Below are 19,547 nucleotides of genomic sequence, written 5' to 3' on the forward strand. Positions count from 1 at the left end.
ATAGGGTTCATGTCAGACTTAAGCACATCGCAACTCAGGCGGCTGGATCTGACCCTGCTTCTCGTGTTCCTGGGGTTGGTGCGGCATCGCAAAGCGGCGGATGTGGCCACGGAACTGGGGTTGACGCAATCGGCGATCAGTCAGGCGGTAAAACGTCTGCGGGACATCTTTGGTGACGAGTTGTTCCTGCGCCGCCCGCACGGGATGGAGCCGACGGCCATCGCGCTTGCACTGGAAGAGCCCGTGCGCCGCGCGGTTGAGGCGTTGCGCACAGCGCTTGGTGCGGCGCGGGCCTTTGATGCGGCGACGGCTACGGGACTGGTGCGCGTCGCGGCCCTTGATGCTGAACAGGCCGTGCTGATCCCGCCCTTGGCCGCGCGACTGCGAGAATTGGCCCCGGGCCTTACCCTGTCAGTGCTGCCGCTTGGGCGGAATGCGGCGATGGACGCCCTGTCCGAAGGGCGGGCCGACCTCGCTCTCGGGTTCGTCTGGGACGCGCCAGAGTCCATCGTGGCAGACAAGCTTTATGACGAAGCCTTCCTTGTCGCAGGAAGGCCCGAGGCGCTGCCCAACGCCCCAAGGCTTGATCTGGACTCCTACTGCGCCGCCGACCATGTCCTGATCTCGCCCGGGGGCGATCTGCGTGGCGTGGTGGACGACCAGCTGGACACCATAGGCAGAACACGCCGCGTGATCCTTGGCCTTCCCGCCTTCCTGCCCGCACTGGCCGCTGCGGCCGCGTCGGGCGCACTGGTGACATTGCCCGCCCGTATCGCGCAGGGATTTTCCAAGGGTTTCGGCCTTGTTACCGCAACACCCCCGATCGAGGTTCGCCGCTTCCCCGTGTCAGTCTTCTGGCACCTCCGCAACGACGCCGATCCCAGAACACTCTGGCTGCGCAAGGTAGTCGCACAGGTGTCAGGTACCTGACGCCGTGGCTTTGACAGGGTGGAGCGGGTTTCGGCTGTCATCTGGCAGCTTTCAGTGGGGTCTGTTGCAAGCCTTAGGCGCAGTGGCAGTCCGAAAACCACCTCAGGGCAGGTTCGCCGGAATATGGGCGCGCGTCGCCTGTTCGAAGGCATAGGCGTAGGCCAGAAGCTGTGCGTCCTGCCCCTTCTTGCCGATCAGTGTCACGCCGACCGGTTCGCCTGACTCCTTGCGCCCTATCGGGACGGTGATCGCCGGATAGCCCGCTGTTGCGTAAAAGATCGAGTGCAGGTTTGCCATGCTGACCAGCACTTCCACCCCACCATGCGCGGCAAAGGCTGCATCCATCGCCTCGGTCATGGCCGTGTGCACGTCGGTGGTCAGTTTTGCATAGTCTTCGGCGGTAAGTTCGGCGGTCAATGGCGCGAACTTTTCCAGCAGATCCTGGCCAAAGGGCATGCGACGCTTTGGATCTTCCTTGTTGTAGGCGATCAGGTCTTCCAGCGTCACGACGCTTGGGTTGTGCGCGGATACGACGGGCATCATGTCATAGCGCATGCCCGCGCTGAGGTAGACGAAGAACTGCTGGATGACATCCATCGGCACATCCAGCGTGACCGGAGCCGGATCAGCGCCGAGCATCACCAAGGCCGCGGCTGTGCGCGTCATGGCTTCGGTCCCCATGCCAGCATCGGCGATGTCCGCCAGCAAGACCCCCACCTTGACCCCCGTCAGGGCATCAGCAGAAAGGCCCGCGGCATAGTCCACCTCTGCCGTATCGGCGGCCGCCAGAAGCAAGGCCGCATCCTGCACCGTGCGCGCGATGGGGCCGGGGCCGTCATTGCTGGCGATCAGCGGCACGACGCCTTCGGTGCTGACCAGCCCGGCTGAGGGCTTCATGCCGACAAGGCTCATCACCCCGGCGGGCGCGACGAGCGAACCTGCTGTCTCGGTCCCGATGCTGACGACAGCGAACTGTGCGGCCACGCTGATCGCCGAGCCGGAGCTGGAGCCATAGGTCGGGTAAGGCCCCAGCGGGTTGACGCCCTGCCCGCCCACGGCACCATTGCCGCCTGACGGGTAACCCGAGGCCAATGATCCGGCAAATTCTGACAGGCTGGCCTTGCCGATGATGACCGCCCCTGCCGCGCGCAGGCTGGCGACGAGGGCCGCATCTTCAGCAGCAACGCGGTCGAACAGGATTTCCGCATTCGCCGTCGTGTGCATCGGTCCCGCGGTGCCGACGTTGTCCTTCAGACTGACCGGGATGCCGTCCAGCGGGCCAAGCGACTGGCCCGCCGCACGGCGGGCATCGGCGGCGCGGGCTTCGTCCAGCGCGGCGGGGTTCAGCTCCAGCATCCCGCGGAGGCGGTCATCAAGCCGCTGGATGCGCGCAAGGTGCCAAAGGGTCACCGCTTCCGATGTCAGCTCACCAGCCGCCATTGCGGTCTGGATGTCGGCGATCCCGGCGACCATGAGGAAGCTGTCCACCCCGGGCGGTGGCTGGAAGGCGGCCAAAGCTTCGCCGAACGGCGCGAAGTCCAGCGGGCGCAGGCGTTCGGTCTGTACGGCCTCAAGTCTTGCGGAGACCTCTTCCGCCTGCACGCCGAAGGGCAGCAGCAGCGCGAGTGCGACAACAAGCGGACGCATCAGTTGGCCCCCGCATAAAAGGCGCGAACGTCGGCGGCGAACTCTGCCCGGCTGGCCTTTTGCAGATAGAACATATGCCCCCCCGGATAGACGCCGAACAACAGCCGCTTGCGCGCCTCGGGGTTGACCAGCGATTGTTCAAGCACGAATTTCGTGCGGAAGTACGGCGTTGCCAGATCGTGCATCCCGTGCACGACCAGCGCCCGCAGGTCAGGGTTCTGCGCCAGCGACAGCGCAAGGTCGTCCGGCCCCCCGGTGGGGGAAGACCGGTCCCATGCCAGATTGACCTGCATGCTGAGCGGAATGTAGTTGCGGTCGGTCTGGTAGCCTATCCTGCCTCGGATATGGTCCATGAAGGGCGGCAGCAGCACCCCGGTCAGCACGGCAAGCGACCGGTCGAACACGTTCAGACCGGGCAACTCGGGGATCGGGTTCTCGGTCGCGACGGTGCCGTCATAGCGGTCGATCATCAGGCCCTTGTCCTGCAACAACTCTGTCGCGAAATCCTGGTCGCCGATCCGCGCGCGCTTGCGGGCGACATAGGCGGTGTCCAGCCCGATCATGCCCGCCACCTGGTCGAAGAAGGCCGCCCGCGTGGCATCGTCGGCGCGGCCAAGGCGGACCAGTCCGTTGGCAAACTCGTTCAGGGCAAAGCGCTCGAACTCCTCCAGCGCTTCGGGGCCGGGGGGTTCGCCGTTCATTCCCCAATGGGCGGCAATCGCGGCCTGGGTCGGGAACATGGTGATCGGGCCAAGGATGGAATAGCGCGTATCGGGGATCTCGGTATGCAGGGCGGGCGAGATCAGGATCGCCATGTTCAGGTTGATGCCATAGTCCCGAGCGAGGATCTGCGACAGGCCTGACACCCGCTGCCCGCCGTAGCTTTCCCCCGCCAGCGCCTTGGGCGACCCCCAGCGGTCGTTCGCGGTCAGCCATTGCCGGATGAACCAGGCGATGGAGTGCATGTCGCTGTCCACCGCGTAGTATTTCTTCGGATCACCGGGCTGGCCATCCGACCCCGGCAGCATCCGGCTGTAGCCGGTGCCCACGGGATCAATGAAGACAAGATCGGTAAAATCGATCCAGCTATCGGGATTCGGCTCCAGCTTTGCGGGGACAGCAGGAAAGGTTCCGTCGCCGGGCGAGGCGATGGTCAGCGGGCCGATGGCGGCGATGTGCAGAAAGATGCTGGCCCCGCCCGGCCCGCCGTTGACCAGAAAGGTCACCGGGCGCGTCGCAGGATCGGCACTGTCCTTGATGTAATCGACGTGGAACAGCTCGGCATCCGGACGCTCGGGATCCTCGCCGATGGGGATCATTCCGGCGGTGGCTGTCCAGTCCGTCGTCTCTTGCGCCGTCGCCGCGCAAGGTGCCCAAAGCAGGGCGGCCAAAAGGACGTACAGCATTCTTGGCAGGAATCGCAGGATCATTTGGGTCGTCCTTTGGTCATGAAGGCTGCAACATCAATCGGATGGCAGGATGAACACGGGCTTCAGCGTGTCGATGCAGGCGGTCGCCAAGGGCTCCAAGGGTCGTTCGACAAAAGCCAGTCCGATGTCCTTGGCGCATTGCGAAAAGACCAGCGCAGCATGGCCTGCCTCTGGGAAGCCAAGCGTGACCGCGCGGGTAAGGCCCGCGGCCGCAAGCAGCGCCTCTTCGGTCGAGGTCTGGGTGTCGTTGAACCCGTACATCACCAAGGTTGGGATGTCGCTTTTCACCGGCTCATGAAAGCCGGGGATCGGTAGCGCTGGCGGGATATAGGGGCAAAGCTGGTAAAGGCTGTCGTCGACATTGTCGGACTTTGCCAAGAACTTGAACTTCAACCCGTCCACGACCGCCTGCATCTGATCACGCGTGTTGAAGGGGATATCTTCTGTGCAGGCGACAACCATCAGATCAAGCATGTCGACAACGGGCTTGTAGATCGTGCGCGCCTCCTTTGACACGGCGGCAAAGACCTCGGCCACGTCGCCGTCAGTCAGTTGGTCGAGGAGAGCAAGTGTCGGCGCAATGTCCGCAGCGGGCAGATGGGCCTCAATCAGCGCGCGCAGGGTGGCGCGGTCGGGGGTCTGGCGGGCGAGGGCAGCATAGGCGGAGGCAAAGCTCAGCATGTCCTCTTTTGACCGGGTCGCGACGATGGCATCGGTCATCGCCTTGTCCAACCGCTGAGCAAGGGTGGTGACACCCTGTGCCGACTTTGCCACCGAATCCGACAGTGACCGCAACGCATAGCCCGTGAAAGTCTCATCCTGCTTGGTGCCAATCGCCCCTTCCAGAAGCAGCCGCGCGATCACGGTCTGGTCCGGCGTCATCTTGTCGGCAAAGGGTTTCAGCAGCTCACCCCCGTCCGGCGCGCGCGCCGTGGCGCCAGAGGCCAGAAGGTCATAGGTCCCCGTCTCGCCCCGGTCCCATTCGGTGACGATCAGGGGGATATGGCCGGTGGTGTTCGGCCAGTGACCATAGGCATTGCGATCCTCAAACAGCGAGATCAGCGTCCGGACGTTGATCTCGGGCCGGCCACGCGCCGCAGGGATCGGGTTCTTCTCCAGCTTCACCGCCACGCGCTGGATCGTGGCCTCAAGGTCGGGAAAGGCCGCCGCGCAGGCTGCGTCCGCCGCGCATTGGTTGATGACCTGCTGCACGCCTTCCTGCACCGGCAGGATATTGGTGTCATAGGCGCGGGCGTTCGGGGGAAAGACGCTGTCGATCACCACCGAGCGCACGCCTTCGGGGGCAGAGCGCATCACCTCCAGCGCCAGTTTGGTGCCGTAGGAAATGCCGTAGATGTTGTAGTCGCCGTAGCCCAGGGCCTGCATCACCGCCCGCACATCCTTGGCGTTCTCGACCGTGTTGTAGGCCGAAAGGTTGCGGCCATTGGCCTTCAACTCGCCCGTGCATTTGGCAAAGATGTCTTCGATCTTGGCGCCGTCCAGCTTGTCCTTCTGAAACAGGTCGACAAGGCTGTTCTCGAAGGTTGAAAAGCAGGTCACCATGTCCGACGAAATGCCCGCCGCGCGCTGGTCGAAGGTCACGACATCGCGGCGCGCGCGGTGGCCCTCGAAGATCGGCACGACGATGCCCGCCAGATCGCGGACGGCACCTCCGCCAGGGCCGCCATGCAGATAGACCAGCGGGTCAGGGGCCGGGCTTTGCGTATGGGCCTTCAGCACCGCAAAGCTGAGCGCGATGCGCGGACCGTCCGGGGCGTCATGCTTTTCCGGCACATCGACGCGGCCGCAGATCACGGTCTTGCCCTCAACCTCGGCCGCAGGCAGCGGGCGGGGGCAGGCTTCGATCGTCACCGGGTATTCGGCTTTCGCCCCACCCGTGGCGAGGACCGGGAACGACGTTGCCGCCGGCTCGGCGGTCAGAAGAGCAATCACAGTGGCAATGATCTGGTCCGGCGTCATGTGCTGCTCCTGTCATGGCATGCGTGGGTGTCGGCCGTTTCAGTTCATCTCGACCCAGTCTTCGATCACCGAGCCGTCGGCGGGCACCGTGCAGGCGACCTTGCGAGCGTTTGCCTTGGATTGCAGGATGATCTCGTAAAAGCCGTTGCCGAAGTCGCTGACGGTTTCCACCTTGGCGGGCAGGCCGAAGATCTGCAGGCACTTGTTCATCGCAGCCTTCGGTGCGCCCGCATCGGCATGGGTGCCGTGATCGTGGTCGCCCTCAATCTCGATGCCCAGAAAGCTGCGCTTGCCATCAAAGGTGCAGGAGAACAGCGTGGGGGACGTTTCGTCAGTCTGACCGTAGACGTAGAACGTGCCGTGCGTCTTCTCGACCGGCAGCAAAAGCAGGCTTGCTGCGGCAACGCCCAGACGCGATGCCGCTTCTTCCCCGCAATATTGTGCCAGCTTCGGCTCGGCGACGATCTTCGCCGATGCCGGCAGTGCGAATGCTGCGGTTGCGGCAGTCAGGACAATCATGCAGGTGAATATTCTGGACACGTGGGCGCTCCCTGTTCGATCGGAATGGATCATCGTCTCAGCGTTGACCTCCGCTACGCTAACCGTCGACGCCGATCTCGATCTATCCGGAATGCGAAACGGTCCGGCCCAAAGGATGGCGTGAAAGTCGCGCAGTTGGCAGCTCTTGCGCGCATCTGACCCCTGGTCAGGCGTTCAGCGCATCCTCACTGGCGCAGACGGCCCGCACCTGGGAGCGAAGCCAGCGGTGTGCCTGATCCCCATCCATACGAGGATGCCAGAGCATCGATATGGTGAATGGTGCGATCCGGAAGGGGAGCTCAAAGCTGTGCAGGCCCCTGCGCAGACCCAGGGTGTGGCGGTCTGGAACGGTGGCGATCAGTTCGGTCTCGCGCACTAGGGCCAGTGCTGTCGAGAACCCGCTTACGACCGTGGCGCATGAAGACATCAGCTGCTTCGGCTGGCGCGCTGCCTGTTATGCCGCCCGTTCTCTTGGCTTGGGCACGATGCTAGATTGCCTTCGCAAGGCTTGAGTCCACAAGGCGGGACACCATCGATGATCAAATCGCTTAGTCGCCGGACGTTTTTGGCCACTGCATCGGGCAGCCTGACCGCGCCTGCACTCGCGCGGGCTGCGACTTTCGATGTTGATGTCGCGATTGTCGGTGCCGGATCGGCTGGCCTTGCCGCTGGCCATACGCTGGTCGCGGCGGGCTACAAGGTCGCGATCCTTGAGGCTTCCAATCGGATCGGTGGGCGTGCCTTCACTGATACGACGACCTTCGGCTTGCCCTTCGACCGCGGTTGCTCTTGGCTGCATTCCGCTGATGTGAACCCCTATACGCCCATGGCGCGTGAGTGGGGTTACACTTTGAAAAACCATGACAACCCGGGCGAAGCGATGTTTGTCGGCAACAGTAAGCCGACGACCTCAGAGAGGTCCGCCTATGATCTGGCCTGGCGAGCCACTTTGGATGGTTTATTGGCTGCAGGTCAGCAGGGACTCGATGCGCCAGCTTCAGACGTCTTGCCGAAAGACATGCCCTGGAGCGGGGTCAGCCAGACATGGCTTGGCCCGCTTAGCATGGGAGTGGACTTTGCCGACATGTCGCCGGCAGACTGGTGGTCGCTCGCCCAGGTCGAACCGAATGTGCTGGTCATGGAAGGTTTCGGCACCGTGGTCGCGCGCTATGGCGCCGATCTGCCAATCACGTTCAACGCGCCAGTGACCGCGATTGATCACGGCTCCAATCCGGTTCGAGTCGAAAGCGCGGCTGGCACGGTTACCGCGCGGGCCGCCATCGTGACGGTCTCGACCGGTGTTCTGGCGGCCGAGAAGATTCGCTTCACGCCGGGCCTGCCCAACCGGACGTTGACCGGCATCGACGGCTTGCCGATGGGCCTGCTGGCCAAGGTACCCCTTCTCTTCGACGGTACGCGGCTGGGCCTGAAAGCACAGGAATGGCTTGCCTACAAAGTGCCGGAAGTCATGCCGGCGCAGGCCTGCTACTTTCTGACCTGGCCATTCGACACGAACTTGATGATCGGCTTTGTCGGCGGCTCTTTCGGCTGGGAGCTGTCGGCGGCCGGGCACGACGCGGCCGTCGATTTCGCGCGTGGCGAATTGCGCGCGATGTTGGGTGCAGATGTCGACAAACACATCATCAAGGGCGACTTTACCGACTGGGCCAATGAGCCGTGGGTCCTTGGCGGCTATGCCGCAGAGCGACCGGGACAGCACGGCGCGCGTGCCGCCCTTGCCGAGCCGATCAGCGAGCGATTGTTCCTTGCCGGCGAAGCGCTGGCTGGCGCCTATGCAATGACCTGCGGAGGCGCCAACATGTCGGGCAGCAATGTCGCGCGCAATGTCATTCAGGCGCTGCGGTGAATGCAATGTCCGGGCAACTGCTGTCGGGCATAGGTCGCTGAGGACAACGGCCGCGACACGCAGATACCCGGTGCATTTTCCGACAAGGCCTGTGCCTGATCAAACGGCATTTCCCGAACTGGCGTCAAAGATTGCACCACAGGGCCGGGCTCGGTTCGCAAAGTGGATAGCGGCACTTTCCTGCCCAGCCTACCAGATGAAGCTCAATGGGTTGTCCTTTCCGTTCCTGGCACTGTTCGTGGCTTCACTTCTGTATGCGACCGAATTTGCCGGGATCTTGGGAACAGGCCACATCCGACGGAAGGCGCTCTGTCGGGCATTCTCCCGGCGCGTCCGATCGAACATGGGCTTGGCAGGGCGGACCATAGAGTCGCAGGTTTCAACGCGGCGTGCATCAAGGGTGAGAGGGTTCTTGAATGACGGATACAAGCCTTGCCGCACCACCCCTCTGGCAGCGTATCCTGCATCCGCTGCTCCGCCTGATCATTCTTGGGAGTGGTTTGTTCCTTTTCATGATGTGGGCCGAAGCGCGCCTGCAACAGTTCCACGACCGCCCCTTGATCGGCATCCTTGTCCAGATGGGGCTTGGGCTGCTTGTCATCGCGATCTACTTCGGTTGGGGAAGGTTCATCGAACGGCGTGAGGTGTCCGAGCTTTCGACACCCGGTATGGCCCGCGAATGGGGCATGGGCCTGCTTGTCGGGGTGGTGCTTTACTCTGCCTGCGCCGTGACCCTGATGCTTCTGGGGATATACAAGGTCGAGGGGTTCAATACCGCCGCGTTCCTGCTTCCTGCCGTTGCGATGGCCATCAAGTCCGGGGTTTTTGAAGAGCTGATTTTCCGCGGCGTCCTGCACCGCTCGGTCGAGGCGATATTCGGAAGCTGGGCGGGCATCGTGGCATCATCCCTCGCCTTTGGCCTGATCCACCTCCTCAACCCCGGGGCAGAGATCAAGAGTGCCATCTACATCAGCGTCGAGGCAGGTCTGCTGCTCTCTGCCGCCTACCTTGTGACCCGGCGCCTGTGGATCTGCATCGGCTTTCACATGGGGTGGAACTACGCCCAGTCCGCCATCTACTCGGGTGCCGTCTCGGGGACTGTGGCCGATCCGGGCCTTCTCAAGGCCACCATCGAGGGGCCGGACTTCCTGACCGGCGGCTCCTTCGGGATGGAGGAGTCGATCTTCGCGCTGATCTATTGCACGACAGCGGGCGTGGTCCTTGTCATCATTGCCATCCGCCGTGGCCACATCTTGCCGCCGATGTGGAATCGCTGAGGGGCGGGGAGCGTTTGATCATCCCGGCAGGCTGGCCTGGCGTGAACCCAAGTCGAATTGGTCCCGATGGCCCTGACCGGGCTCAGGGCGCCGGGATGGACTTGGTTTCCTTTGCCAGCTTGTCAGCGATGATTGCCTGCGCCGCGGCGGTGCCGGCCCCATCGCCCCCACCCTGCACATGGACGGTCGGGAACGGGATCTCGATCCCCTGCTCCGCGAATATCTGCTTGAGCCGGACATAGGCCCTGCGCCGGATCTGGAACTGCTGGCCCGGCAGCGTTGTCATCTTCAGTTCGACCGCAATGCCATAGTCGCCAAAACTCTGCACGCCCTGCATTTTCAGGGGGGCGATGATGTAAGCCGCGAATTCAGGGTCGGCTGCAAGTTCCGCACCCAGTTTCTTGATCAGTTTGCGCAGGGTTTCCAAGTCGGTCTGATAGCCGACGGTCACCCTGAATTTGTCGATGACCCAGTCGCGGCTCATGTTCCGGATCGCGCCGAGTTCGCCGAACGGCACGGTGCTCAGCGCCCCGCGATGATGGCGCAGCTTGACCGAGCGCAGGCTGAAGCTTTCGACAGTTCCCTTGTGGCTGCCGGTCTCGATGTATTCGCCAACGCGAAACGCATCGTCAAACAGGTAGAACATGCCGGAGATCACGTCCTTGACGACCGTCTGCGCACCAAAGCCGATGGCAACGCCAACGACCCCCGCGCCCGCGATCAGCGGTGCGATCTCGATCCCCAGCGAAGACAGCACCATCAGCACCGCCATCACCAGAATCGCCGCGAACAGGATGTTCTGAATGATCGGCAAAAGGGTGCGCATCCGCGCCAGCTTTGGGTTGTCCGCGGGCAGGGCTTCCTCACCCCCCGCTTGCGGCAGATCGGCACCCATCCGGTGGGCGATCATTGCCTTGATGATGCTCCAGCAAAAATCGGCCGCCAGCAGGATGACCACCGCCCTGAGGCCACCGCGAAGCAGCCTTTCCTGTGTGCTTTCCCCCTGTGCCATTCCCTCCAGCTCAAGTCCAAGGGCGCGCGCAAGAAGAAAGGTGCCGACAAGGATAAGGATGACGCGAAGGCCGCGGTCGATGATGGCAACGGCGACTTGCGGAAAGGGGGGCGAAGCGTCCTCGGGCGGGCGCAGCAAATGAGTCACCGCCGCACGCGTCGCAAGGATAAGGGCAGGCAATGCCACGACGGCGAACAGCAGCCAGAAGGCCGTGTATGCGCCGCTGATGCGCAAAAGCCAGAGCGTCACGAAGAAGACGGTCAAGAGCCAGGACGCGGCTTTTGACCCAATACGTCGGGGCGCTGCATTCGGAACCTCCGGCCTAAGCCAGATTGCCGCCAGCACCAGCAGAAGCTGCACGAACCCCGCAACACTGCCGATGGCAAGGCGTCCCGGCTCGTCAAAGCCCAGAGTCTTCATCAGCGTCAGTGTCGCACCCGCGAACATGAACCAACCGACGATCCAGCCGATCCAGCGATACCAGTGCGCGGCACGCGCATCGCTCATCACGACCACACGATAATCCGCTGCGTTCGCCATACCAAGGAAGGGCGGCATCAGCACCACCCGACCCAGCATCAGCGCAATGCGGGTGACGACGGCGGCGGTCAGGAAGGTCAGCACGATCTCGCGCAGAAGGGGCGGCCAGTTGAACAGAAGAAAGACGCCCAGACTGCCAACCATGAAGGCCGCGATCAGCATTGCCGCATAAAGGGTGCGCGCGCCAAGGGTCTTGAGCCGCCCAACCGGATTGGTCGTCGGGATCGACGTCATCCAGGCACGATAGCCCCCCGTCAGCGACCGCAAGACCTTGTCCAGCCCGATCCCCCCGGCGATGAAGGCCGCGAGGAGTACAAGGACAGACAGTGGACCACGGTCTTTGAACTCGACCAACAGAATGTCGCGCGCCCGCGCCATCTGGGCAGGCAGGGTAGGAAAGGCATGGATCAGCGCCTCAGCGTGGTTCCGGATCCTTGCAAGCACCGAGGACATCTGACTGGCAGCATCGGCAGCACCTGGCTGCGGGACGGCGGCAGACGGGGCCGCCAATTGCGCATCAAGCCAAGCCCTGACCTCGGGGTCAGAAAGGACCTCAAGCAGTTGTTCCACCTTTGCGGGCGGCTGCACCTGCGCCACTGCGGATCCTGCGAACCCGCCAAGGACAAGGGCAAGCATTGCAAAGGCGGCAAACAGTCGGAACAATTCTGCACCTGAGGTTCACAATTGCGCTATCTCCACCTGCCGCAGCGCAGAAGTCAATCATCGGCTGTGTCCAGGGGGGTCGCGTCTTAGAGCCGGAACGGGTTGCCGGGCGGGGGCAGTGAGGAAGCCGCGCGCATCTGTCATGTCGCGTGGCCTCACATTGCCAGTCCTTCAACGTTGTTGCAGCCCGAAGCCTGTGGTTGTGGGTGCTTCACATCCAAAGGCTCCGGGCCAACGAACCTATTCGGTTGCAAGCCCAAGCAGGGTCTTGACGGCCGTTTCCACTTCATCGGTCACGGGCTTGTTCGCGGCATCTTCAAGCAAGGCGCGCTCCTCCTCGGGCTGGTCCAGAACCTGTTGCTCCAGTTCAGCGATTTCGTCGGACAGTGCCTGATACTCGACAGCGGCCGCAAGTTCGGCATCTACCTCTGCCTTTGCAGCCTGCGCCACGGCATCGGCATCCCGGGCCGCAGAGAGTGCCGCCTCGATATCTGGGTCGGTGCCCCCTGCGGCGGCAAGGTCAGCCTCCAATTGGGCCACCGCCTGGCTGGTGGTCATAGCGTCGGTTTCCGCCGTTGCGGCAGCAATCTCGATATCCGCAATCGGACGGCTGGGCGGCGTAAGCGAGTCACGCGCCAAGGTCTTTTCAGCCAGATCTGCTGCAACGGTCTCACCCGCCAAGACAGCGTCGCGATAGGCGGCAATCCGGCCCACGCGCGAATTCGGCGCAGCGTTCTCCAGCGCCTTCGGCGATGCGTGTGCAGCGTTCAGCGCCCCAAGCTCGGACGCGCTTGCGACCAAGTTTCCAGCGACGCCCCCGGTTTTCTGCTTCTTCACAATGTCTGTCGTGATCGACTTTGCCGACTTGCCCCCTGACTTCGCGCCAACCGATCGTTCCGACTTTGCACTGTTGCCACCGGCATTCCCCTTGCCGTTGTTGCCCCCGCCATTGCCTTTGCCACCGCCGTTGCCACCGGCATTTCCATTGTTGCCAGAGTTGCCGTTCCCACCCCCATTGCCATTGCCTTTGTCGGCATAGGCAGCAGACGGGACCGACACCGCGAAAATCAGGGCGGTGGACCCGACCAGAGCCACTGAAAGAGAGCACGCTTTCAGGAACGTCGCCGATAGTTTTTTCATCTTCTGCCTCTTCGAAATGCACACCGACACGGGTGCCGTAGGTGAGTTTTCAGAACAACCGGGTGTTGCCCGCATGACGCAGACCCGCTTGTTCAACGCTGGACCATTAAGCAGGAACCGAGTTTAACTGCCGGGGAACCAGTCGTTCATCTGGGGTTCATCTTGCGGTTGCTAGAAGGGACACCATGACACGCGTGAAAGTTTTCCTTGTCGGGATCCTGCTGGCTTTCACCGGGCCGGCAATCGGTGATACCGCGCGCGAAATCGGCGCAGCGGAATTGCGCAAGATGGTCAGGGCTGGCGAGACGATAAGTCTGAAGTCGCTTGTCGCTTCTGTTGCCCGGTCGACAGAGGCAGAACCGATCGAGGCGCGTGCATTCGACACGGATGGCGTGTTCTACCGCGTGGTTCTGAAACAGCCAAACGGAACACTTATCAGCCTGGTCTTCGATGCGACCACTGGCAAGCAGATCACGCCGACATCTTCCGTTGGCAGGAAGGTCCGTGATGCAGCAGCAGCAGCGGCCGGAAAGTCCAACGGCAAAGGCCAACCCGGTGGCGGCAATGGCAAAGGGAACGCTGGCGGCAACGGAAACTCCGGCGGAAACTCTGGCGGAAATGGTGGCGGCAACTCCGGCGGCAACGGTGGTGGCAACGGTGGCGGCAATGGTGGTGGAAACGGCAATGGCGGTGGCAAAGGATGAGCCCCGTCGTGACTGACACCACGACCAAACAGGTTCGGGTCTGACATGCGCATCCTTCTGGCCGAAGACGAACCGGTGCTTTGTGACCAGATAACAAAGCTGCTTGCCGCTGAGGGCCGGATCGTGGACGTCGCCCGTGACGGCGAAGAGGCCTGCTTTCTGGGCGCGACAGAACCCTATGACATGATCATCCTCGACATTGGACTGCCGATCCGGGACGGAACGTCGATCCTGAAGGAATGGCGCAGCAACGGAATCGAAGCCCCCGTGCTGATCCTCACGGCCCGTGATGGGTGGTCTGACCGTGTTGACGGTCTGGACGCCGGGGCGGACGATTACATGACCAAACCGTTCCATCTTCCCGAACTTGCGGCACGGGTTCGGGCCACCCTGCGCCGCCAGTCAGGACGCACCAATCCGGTCTTTGAAAGAAGCGGCGTTGCTTTCGATACCCGCTCTGGCCGGGTGACCGTGGGCGGCGTTCCGGTCGATCTGACAGCGCAGGAAGTCGCCGTTCTATCCTATCTGATCCACAATGCCGGACGCCTCATCTCAAGGACTGAATTGTCCGAGCATGTGTACAGCTACGACAGCGATCCGGACTCGAACACAATCGCCGTGTTCATAAATCGCTTGCGGAACAAGTTGGGGCCCGACCTGATCCAGACGATCCGAGGTCGTGGATACATCATAGACACTGCCTGATGCAGTCGCTTCGAAAAAGGGCGTGGATCGGGGGTAGCCTGTCAGCAATTGCCGCTGTGGCGATCGGAAGCCTGCTGCTTTACTCCTACCTGGACAGAAAGACGCTGGAGCAATTTGACCGCTCCCTGATCGAGCGGCATACCCAGATCGTCGTCGCGCTCAGCAATTTTGCCGATGATCCTGAACGCCTTGACGAGCTGATCCTTGACCCCGCCTATGACCGCGCGGCGTCGGGCAGATACTGGCAGATCGTCGGTCCGCGCGGCGAAATCAGCACCTCACCGTCGCTGTTTGATGCAACCCTGCCAGCCCAGGGCGGCGGGACGCGCCTGAAATTGTACGATGCAGATGGCGTGGATGCCGAACCATTGCGGATAGCCCACCAGCTTATCACGCTGGAAGACGGCACGGAGTGGAGCGTCGCGGTGGCAGAAAGCCTTGTCGGCCTCGTCGCCGACCGGGCCGAGGCGCGCAGCAGCCTGCTGCTCGCCTTCGCGCTGGTTGCCGCAATCGGACTGACCGGCACATTGCTGCAGACCGCAGTCATCCTGCGGCCGCTGGAAAAGCTGCGCCATGATGTAGCGCGCCGCTGGGAACAAGACGAAATACTGAACAGCACAGACTATCCTGAGGAAGTCGCGCCCCTTGTCAGCGACATCAACACCCTGCTGCAGCGCAACCGCGAAATCGTCGGCCGCTCGCGTCGGCAGGCGGCGGACCTTGCCCATGCCCTGAAAACGCCAAGCACCATCCTTCGCAATGAATTGGAACTGCTTGCGACAAAGAGCCAAGACCTGCAGAAGGCCGTGGATGCGCTTGACCGGCTGGACGCGCAGTTGGCACGGTCGCTGGCCCGCATCCGTTTGTCGAACACCGCCGAGATCGGGTTCAGTCGGACCGACGTCAGCAGCACGGTGACACGCTTTGCCCGGCTGTTCGACAAGATGGCGGAAAAGGACGGAAAACACGTCGCGGTCAGCTGTGAGCCGGATTTGTTCATCCGCATCGACCCGCAGGACTTTGAAGAGATCTTGGGCAACGTGCTGGATAACGCCTTGAAATGGTCCAGGCGGTCAATTGCCTTGTCTGCCGGCCGACGTTCAGGCGGGGTCGATCTGGTGATCGAAGACGACGGAAAGGGCATCAAGGGGCAGGACCGGGCTGAGGCTGTCAAATCCGGCAGTCGGCTTGACTCATCCAAACCCGGGTCGGGGCTTGGCCTTGCGATCGCGACGGACCTGCTGAAGGCCTACGGCGGCTCACTCGAACTTGGCGACTCGCAAACTCTGGGCGGATTGGCGGTTCGTATCCACCTGCCAACAGGGACATTCTCGACGGCGTGACGGTCCATCTGTCGTGCGGGCCAAGAAGCCCGCTTGTCCATGAACGATCCAAGGTGGCCCAGCTTCAGACGGCAGGGTTCGCCGCCATTATCGGCTTGGCTCTACCAGACTTGTCCCTGAAACAGTTGTGCCGTCGTCCGTGGCAGACCCCGTTACAGTGAAGGACACTGGGGCAATCGCATTCCCCGCATCGGCGACCGCATCAAAAAGGCTGACGACCACGGCTTCCGTGGCGGCTGGGGGCATTGCAGCGATTGTGGTGAAATCCGAAAAAATACCGGCCTCTGGTGGTGGCATTGCGGGGCCAGATACAATTCGCGCCGTGTCGCCCACCAATGTGCTTTGCCGAAGAGAGGATAGGTTTGTATTCGTCATAACCATCAGGAACATGATGAAAAGCGGCAGCAGGACGACAAATTCGATAGTTGACGTGCCGTCCTCTTCTGCCTCGAATCCAGTCAGAAAATGGGAACACGTTTGACGTGCAATCCTGTCCATCAGGTCCGTCCCCTCAGCAGCTCAGGTTGTCCCCGCAGCAGAGACAATCACTCATCCAAAACGTGCATTATTTGATGTTAATGCACCGAGAACACGGCGTTCATGTTGCGTTAATCTTTGAGCAGGCGCGCCGCGCCGTCTGTCCTTGCCCAACGGGAATGGCCTGCGTTCCCAAAGGGTTGAGAAAACGGCCGGTACTTCCTGCCAAGCACAGTGCCGAGATCGGAACCTAGCTCTTTGCAGTGCTCGCGCAGATCACGCAAAGCAGCCCAACGCCCTAAGTACAGGATTTCAATGGCGGACCCGGAGCGATTCGAACGCCCGACCCTCAGATTCGTAGTCTGATGCTCTATCCAGCTGAGCTACGGGTCCGCAAGCCCCGGCGATGTAGCCCCGCCGCGCGGGCATTGCAAGGGGCAAATCACGTCTCGGGGCTTGTTGTCTCCTTTGGCAAGAGGATGATGAATTCCGTGCCGTCGGTATCACTGCGCACCAGATCCAGCCGCCCGCCATGGCCGCGGACCAGTTCGGCTGCGATGGCAAGGCCAAGTCCCGTTCCGCCCTTCCGCGCCCCGCCCTGAAAGGCCGAGAACAGATGCTCGCGCGCCTTGGGCGGCAGGCCGGGTCCGGTATCGCCGATCCGGATCCACCAGTTGGCCTCATCCTCACCCGCGGAAATTTCAATCGTGCCGGGCTGGCCCGTCGCCTCGATCGCCTGACGGGCATTGCGGACCAGGTTGGAAAGCACGCGGTGCAGCTGTTCGCCATCGGCACGGATCGTCAGACCGGGGGGCACGTCGATCAGGAACGTGATGCCGCTGTCAGGTCCCAGCCCCTCGCCTTCAGTGACCTCTGCGGTCAGCTGGGAAAGGTTCAGGCGGCGCAGCTGCGGAGGCGGCTCCTCAGCCTTGCCAAATGCCAGAGTTGATTCGCACAGCGACACGGCGCGGCTGATCGACCCGACGAGCTTTGGCACCGACCGGGCCACGGCGGGGTCGGCGCTGCCCTCGATCCGGTCGGCAAAGAGTTGGGCCGTGGTCAGGATGTTGCGCAGGTCATGGCTGATCTTGGCGACGGCGCTGCCAAGCTGCGCAAGCCGCTCTTTCTGGCGCAGCGCCCCGGTCAGCTGCATCTGCATCGATTGCAACGCCTCTTCTGCTACGCGCAGTTCGGTCACGTCGGCGTTGGGTTCGATCACCCGGCGCGCATCCTCGGGGGCTTCGGCATAGGTCTGCATGTGCCGCACCACCCGACGGATCGGCAGCACCAAAAGCCGCTGCACCGCCAGAAACAGCAAAAGCGCCGTCACGACAGAGATCAGCGCCGACAGCAGAAGGATACGAAGGCCATAGTCCACCATCGCATCGCGCAGGGCCTTCGTCTGCATCGTCACTTCGATCAGCGTGCCCGCATCCTGTACGGGCGCACCGATCACCCGGATGATCCGGTTCTCGGGGTCGGCAAGCACGGCGAAGGCGTCGCGGATCAGCTCCCACGGGCCTGCCATGCGCAGATCGAAACTGTCGTGAATTTCCCCCGGCAATGGCGAAGACAGCACCAGTTGCCGCACCTCATCCCGGCGCAGGACGACGTTATACACCTCGGCATTGGCCAAAAGCTCTGCCTCAAGCTCTGGCATGATCATGTCTTCGGTCGCAAGCTGGGTCAGCGCCGCGATCTGCGCCTGTTTCAGGCGGGTCAGCAGATAGTCAGCCCGATACCGCGCGATGGAGGGCACGAAGATCAGGATCTCGGCCAGCATCACGAAGATGACGGTCAGGATCAGGAAGCGCCCGGAAAGGGTGTTCAGGAAGCCTTGCCGTCTCACCTGCCGCGACCCTTCCTTGCCAAGGTTCAGGGGATGATGCGCTGCACCAGCCGCACGAACCGCTTCAGCCAAGGATTAGCAAAGAGTTGCGGGGAAAAATAGGCACCTGCGGCACGTTTCGACACCTCACCCAGGGTGGGATAGGGGGCGATCATTCCGGCTACCGCCGACATCTTCAGCCGGGCCGACAGGGCCAAAGCCCAAAGCCCGATCAACTCCCCCGCCTGCGGCCCGACGATCGAGGCGCCGACCGGGCGGCCCTTCACGACCATGACCTTGGCAAAGCCCGTGTCCTTGCCCTCGGCAATCGCGCGGTCGTTGTGGTGCAGGTCAGCTCGGATGACGGTCAGGCGGTCACCGTGCAGTTTGCGCGCCTCCGCCTCGGTCAGGCCGACCTGGGCAAGCTCGGGCACCGTATAGGTGACACGGGGCACCGCCCGGGGGTCCGCCTTTGCGGGCAGGCCAAGCACGGCCTGACGGATGACGATCCCGGCGTGCCAGCCCGCGACATGGGTGAACTGCAGGCCTCCGGCGGCGTCGCCCACGGCATAGACCCGGCGGTTGCTGCTGCGCAGGCGGGCGTCCACCGTCACGCCCTTCCCGGTGTGGGCCACCCCGGCCGCCTCTAGATTCATGCCGTCCAGCGCCACCTTGCGCCCCACGGCCATCAGGATATGCGTGCCCGTGACGCTGGTGCCATCGCCCAGCACCACCTCCACCGCGCCATCGCTGCCAGACAGGCGGACAACGGGCTGGCCTTCCACCAGACGGATGCCCTCGGCCCGCAGGGCGTCGATCACGACAGCCGCCAGTTCGGGGTCTTCGCGGCCCAACACCTTGGCACCTTCGATCACCGTCACCTCACACCCCAGCCGCCGATGCGCCTGCGCCATCTCCACCCCGATCGGCCCTCCGCCGATGACCACCAGATGCCCCGGCCGTTCGCGCAAGTCGAAAATCGTCTCATTCGTCAGATAGGGCGTCGTCTCCACCCCCGGGATCGGCGGCACAAAGGGGCGCGAGCCGGTGGCGATCACAAAGCGCCGGGCGCGGATGCGCTGGCCACCCGCTTCAACCTCGGCCGGGCCGGTAAAGCGCGCGAAGGCGCGGATGACCGTGCAGCCCAGCCCCTCGAACCGTTCCTGACTGTCAACCGGCGCGATCTGGGCGATGACAGCGGCGACGTGATCCTTCACCGCGGCAAAATCCACCTGCGGTTCCTGCGCGGCGACACCCCGGAACCCATGGCGCTGCGCCTCGGCCGCCTTGGCAGCGGCGATCAGCGCCTTTGACGGCACGCAGCCCGCATTCAGGCAGTCGCCCCCCATCTCACCGGCTTCGATCAGCACGACCCGCGCGCCCATCTGCACCGCCCCCGCCGCCACGGACAGCCCGCCCGAGCCTGCCCCGATCACGCAGATATCCGTTTCGATCAACTGCATC

At 63.0% G+C, this 19,547-nt stretch carries 15 protein-coding genes and 1 tRNA gene; 6 read left to right on the forward strand and 10 right to left on the reverse strand.

Annotation, left to right across the window (positions count from 1 at the left end):
• Window positions 1–9: 9 nt before the first annotated feature.
• On the forward strand, window positions 10–930 hold the full coding sequence (locus EI545_RS07690; protein ID WP_125324932.1) for a LysR substrate-binding domain-containing protein: 921 nt from the start codon (window positions 10–12) through the stop codon (window positions 928–930).
• A gap of 102 nt (window positions 931–1,032) precedes the next feature.
• On the opposite strand, the gene EI545_RS07695 is transcribed toward EI545_RS07690, so the two are convergent.
• The 4 genes from EI545_RS07695 to EI545_RS07710 are packed head-to-tail and all read right to left on the reverse strand — an operon-like array spanning window position 1,033 to window position 6,527.
• Window positions 1,033–2,577: an amidase family protein gene (locus tag EI545_RS07695; RefSeq protein ID WP_125324933.1), complete on the reverse strand. Its 1,545-nt coding sequence runs from the start codon at window positions 2,575–2,577 to the stop codon at window positions 1,033–1,035.
• Window positions 2,577–4,007 carry a S10 family peptidase gene (locus tag EI545_RS07700; protein ID WP_245990328.1) on the reverse strand — a complete coding sequence of 477 codons (1,431 nt, stop codon included), beginning with the start codon at window positions 4,005–4,007 and terminating at the stop codon, window positions 2,577–2,579. Before EI545_RS07700 ends, EI545_RS07695 begins: the two co-directional genes overlap by 1 nt.
• 33 nt (window positions 4,008–4,040) lie before the next feature.
• Window positions 4,041–5,987 (reverse strand): alpha/beta fold hydrolase, encoded by a 1,947-nt coding sequence (locus EI545_RS07705; protein WP_125324934.1) that lies wholly within the window; start codon window positions 5,985–5,987, stop codon window positions 4,041–4,043.
• A 39-nt stretch (window positions 5,988–6,026) separates the two neighbouring features.
• Window positions 6,027–6,527 carry a hypothetical protein gene (locus EI545_RS07710; protein WP_125324935.1) on the reverse strand — a complete coding sequence of 167 codons (501 nt, stop codon included), beginning with the start codon at window positions 6,525–6,527 and terminating at the stop codon, window positions 6,027–6,029.
• A gap of 535 nt (window positions 6,528–7,062) precedes the next feature.
• Here EI545_RS07710 and EI545_RS07720 point away from each other — a divergent pair.
• Both EI545_RS07720 and EI545_RS07725 read left to right on the forward strand, forming a co-directional pair.
• A complete protein-coding gene (locus tag EI545_RS07720; protein WP_164517240.1) occupies window positions 7,063–8,394 on the forward strand; it encodes a flavin monoamine oxidase family protein in 1,332 nt (443 codons plus the stop codon).
• Window positions 8,395–8,810: 416 nt separating this feature from the next.
• Window positions 8,811–9,671, forward strand: coding sequence for a CPBP family intramembrane glutamic endopeptidase (locus EI545_RS07725; RefSeq protein ID WP_125324937.1), 861 nt, complete (start codon window positions 8,811–8,813; stop codon window positions 9,669–9,671).
• A gap of 82 nt (window positions 9,672–9,753) precedes the next feature.
• On the opposite strand, the gene EI545_RS07730 is transcribed toward EI545_RS07725, so the two are convergent.
• On the reverse strand, window positions 9,754–11,859 hold the full coding sequence (locus EI545_RS07730) for a mechanosensitive ion channel family protein (protein ID WP_125324938.1): 2,106 nt from the start codon (window positions 11,857–11,859) through the stop codon (window positions 9,754–9,756).
• A gap of 267 nt (window positions 11,860–12,126) precedes the next feature.
• The gene (locus EI545_RS07735; protein ID WP_125324939.1) at window positions 12,127–13,026 is read right to left on the reverse strand and encodes a hypothetical protein; all 900 of its coding nucleotides are present in this window, start codon (window positions 13,024–13,026) and stop codon (window positions 12,127–12,129) included.
• Between the two features lie 185 nt (window positions 13,027–13,211).
• Here EI545_RS07735 and EI545_RS07740 point away from each other — a divergent pair, with 185 nt between their 5' ends.
• From EI545_RS07740 to EI545_RS07750, 3 genes are read left to right on the forward strand one after another with little or no spacing between them, the layout of a single operon-like run.
• Window positions 13,212–13,730: a hypothetical protein gene (locus EI545_RS07740; RefSeq protein WP_125324940.1), complete on the forward strand. Its 519-nt coding sequence runs from the start codon at window positions 13,212–13,214 to the stop codon at window positions 13,728–13,730.
• 45 nt (window positions 13,731–13,775) lie between these two features.
• The gene (locus EI545_RS07745; protein ID WP_125324941.1) at window positions 13,776–14,435 is read left to right on the forward strand and encodes a response regulator transcription factor; all 660 of its coding nucleotides are present in this window, start codon (window positions 13,776–13,778) and stop codon (window positions 14,433–14,435) included.
• A gap of 56 nt (window positions 14,436–14,491) precedes the next feature.
• Window positions 14,492–15,778, forward strand: coding sequence for a sensor histidine kinase (locus EI545_RS07750; RefSeq protein ID WP_164517241.1), 1,287 nt, complete (start codon window positions 14,492–14,494; stop codon window positions 15,776–15,778).
• Window positions 15,779–15,865: 87 nt separating this feature from the next.
• Here the strand turns inward: EI545_RS07750 and EI545_RS07755 are convergent, their stop codons facing one another.
• From EI545_RS07755 to EI545_RS07770, 4 genes are all read right to left on the reverse strand, one after another.
• Entirely contained in the window at window positions 15,866–16,276 is a 411-nt protein-coding gene (locus EI545_RS07755) for a hypothetical protein (RefSeq protein ID WP_125324943.1), read from the reverse strand.
• Window positions 16,277–16,571: 295 nt separating this feature from the next.
• Window positions 16,572–16,648, reverse strand: a tRNA-Arg gene (locus EI545_RS07760).
• A gap of 49 nt (window positions 16,649–16,697) precedes the next feature.
• Complete coding sequence (locus EI545_RS07765) at window positions 16,698–18,038, reverse strand: sensor histidine kinase (protein WP_425471642.1); 1,341 nt, start codon at window positions 18,036–18,038, stop codon at window positions 16,698–16,700.
• Window positions 18,039–18,130: 92 nt separating this feature from the next.
• Window positions 18,131–19,546, reverse strand: a complete 1,416-nt coding sequence (locus tag EI545_RS07770) for a dihydrolipoyl dehydrogenase family protein (RefSeq protein WP_125324944.1) — start codon at window positions 19,544–19,546, stop codon at window positions 18,131–18,133.
• Between the last annotated feature and the right edge of the window lies 1 nt (window position 19,547).

Source organism: Tabrizicola piscis (assembly GCF_003940805.1).
GTDB lineage: Bacteria > Pseudomonadota > Alphaproteobacteria > Rhodobacterales > Rhodobacteraceae > Tabrizicola > Tabrizicola piscis.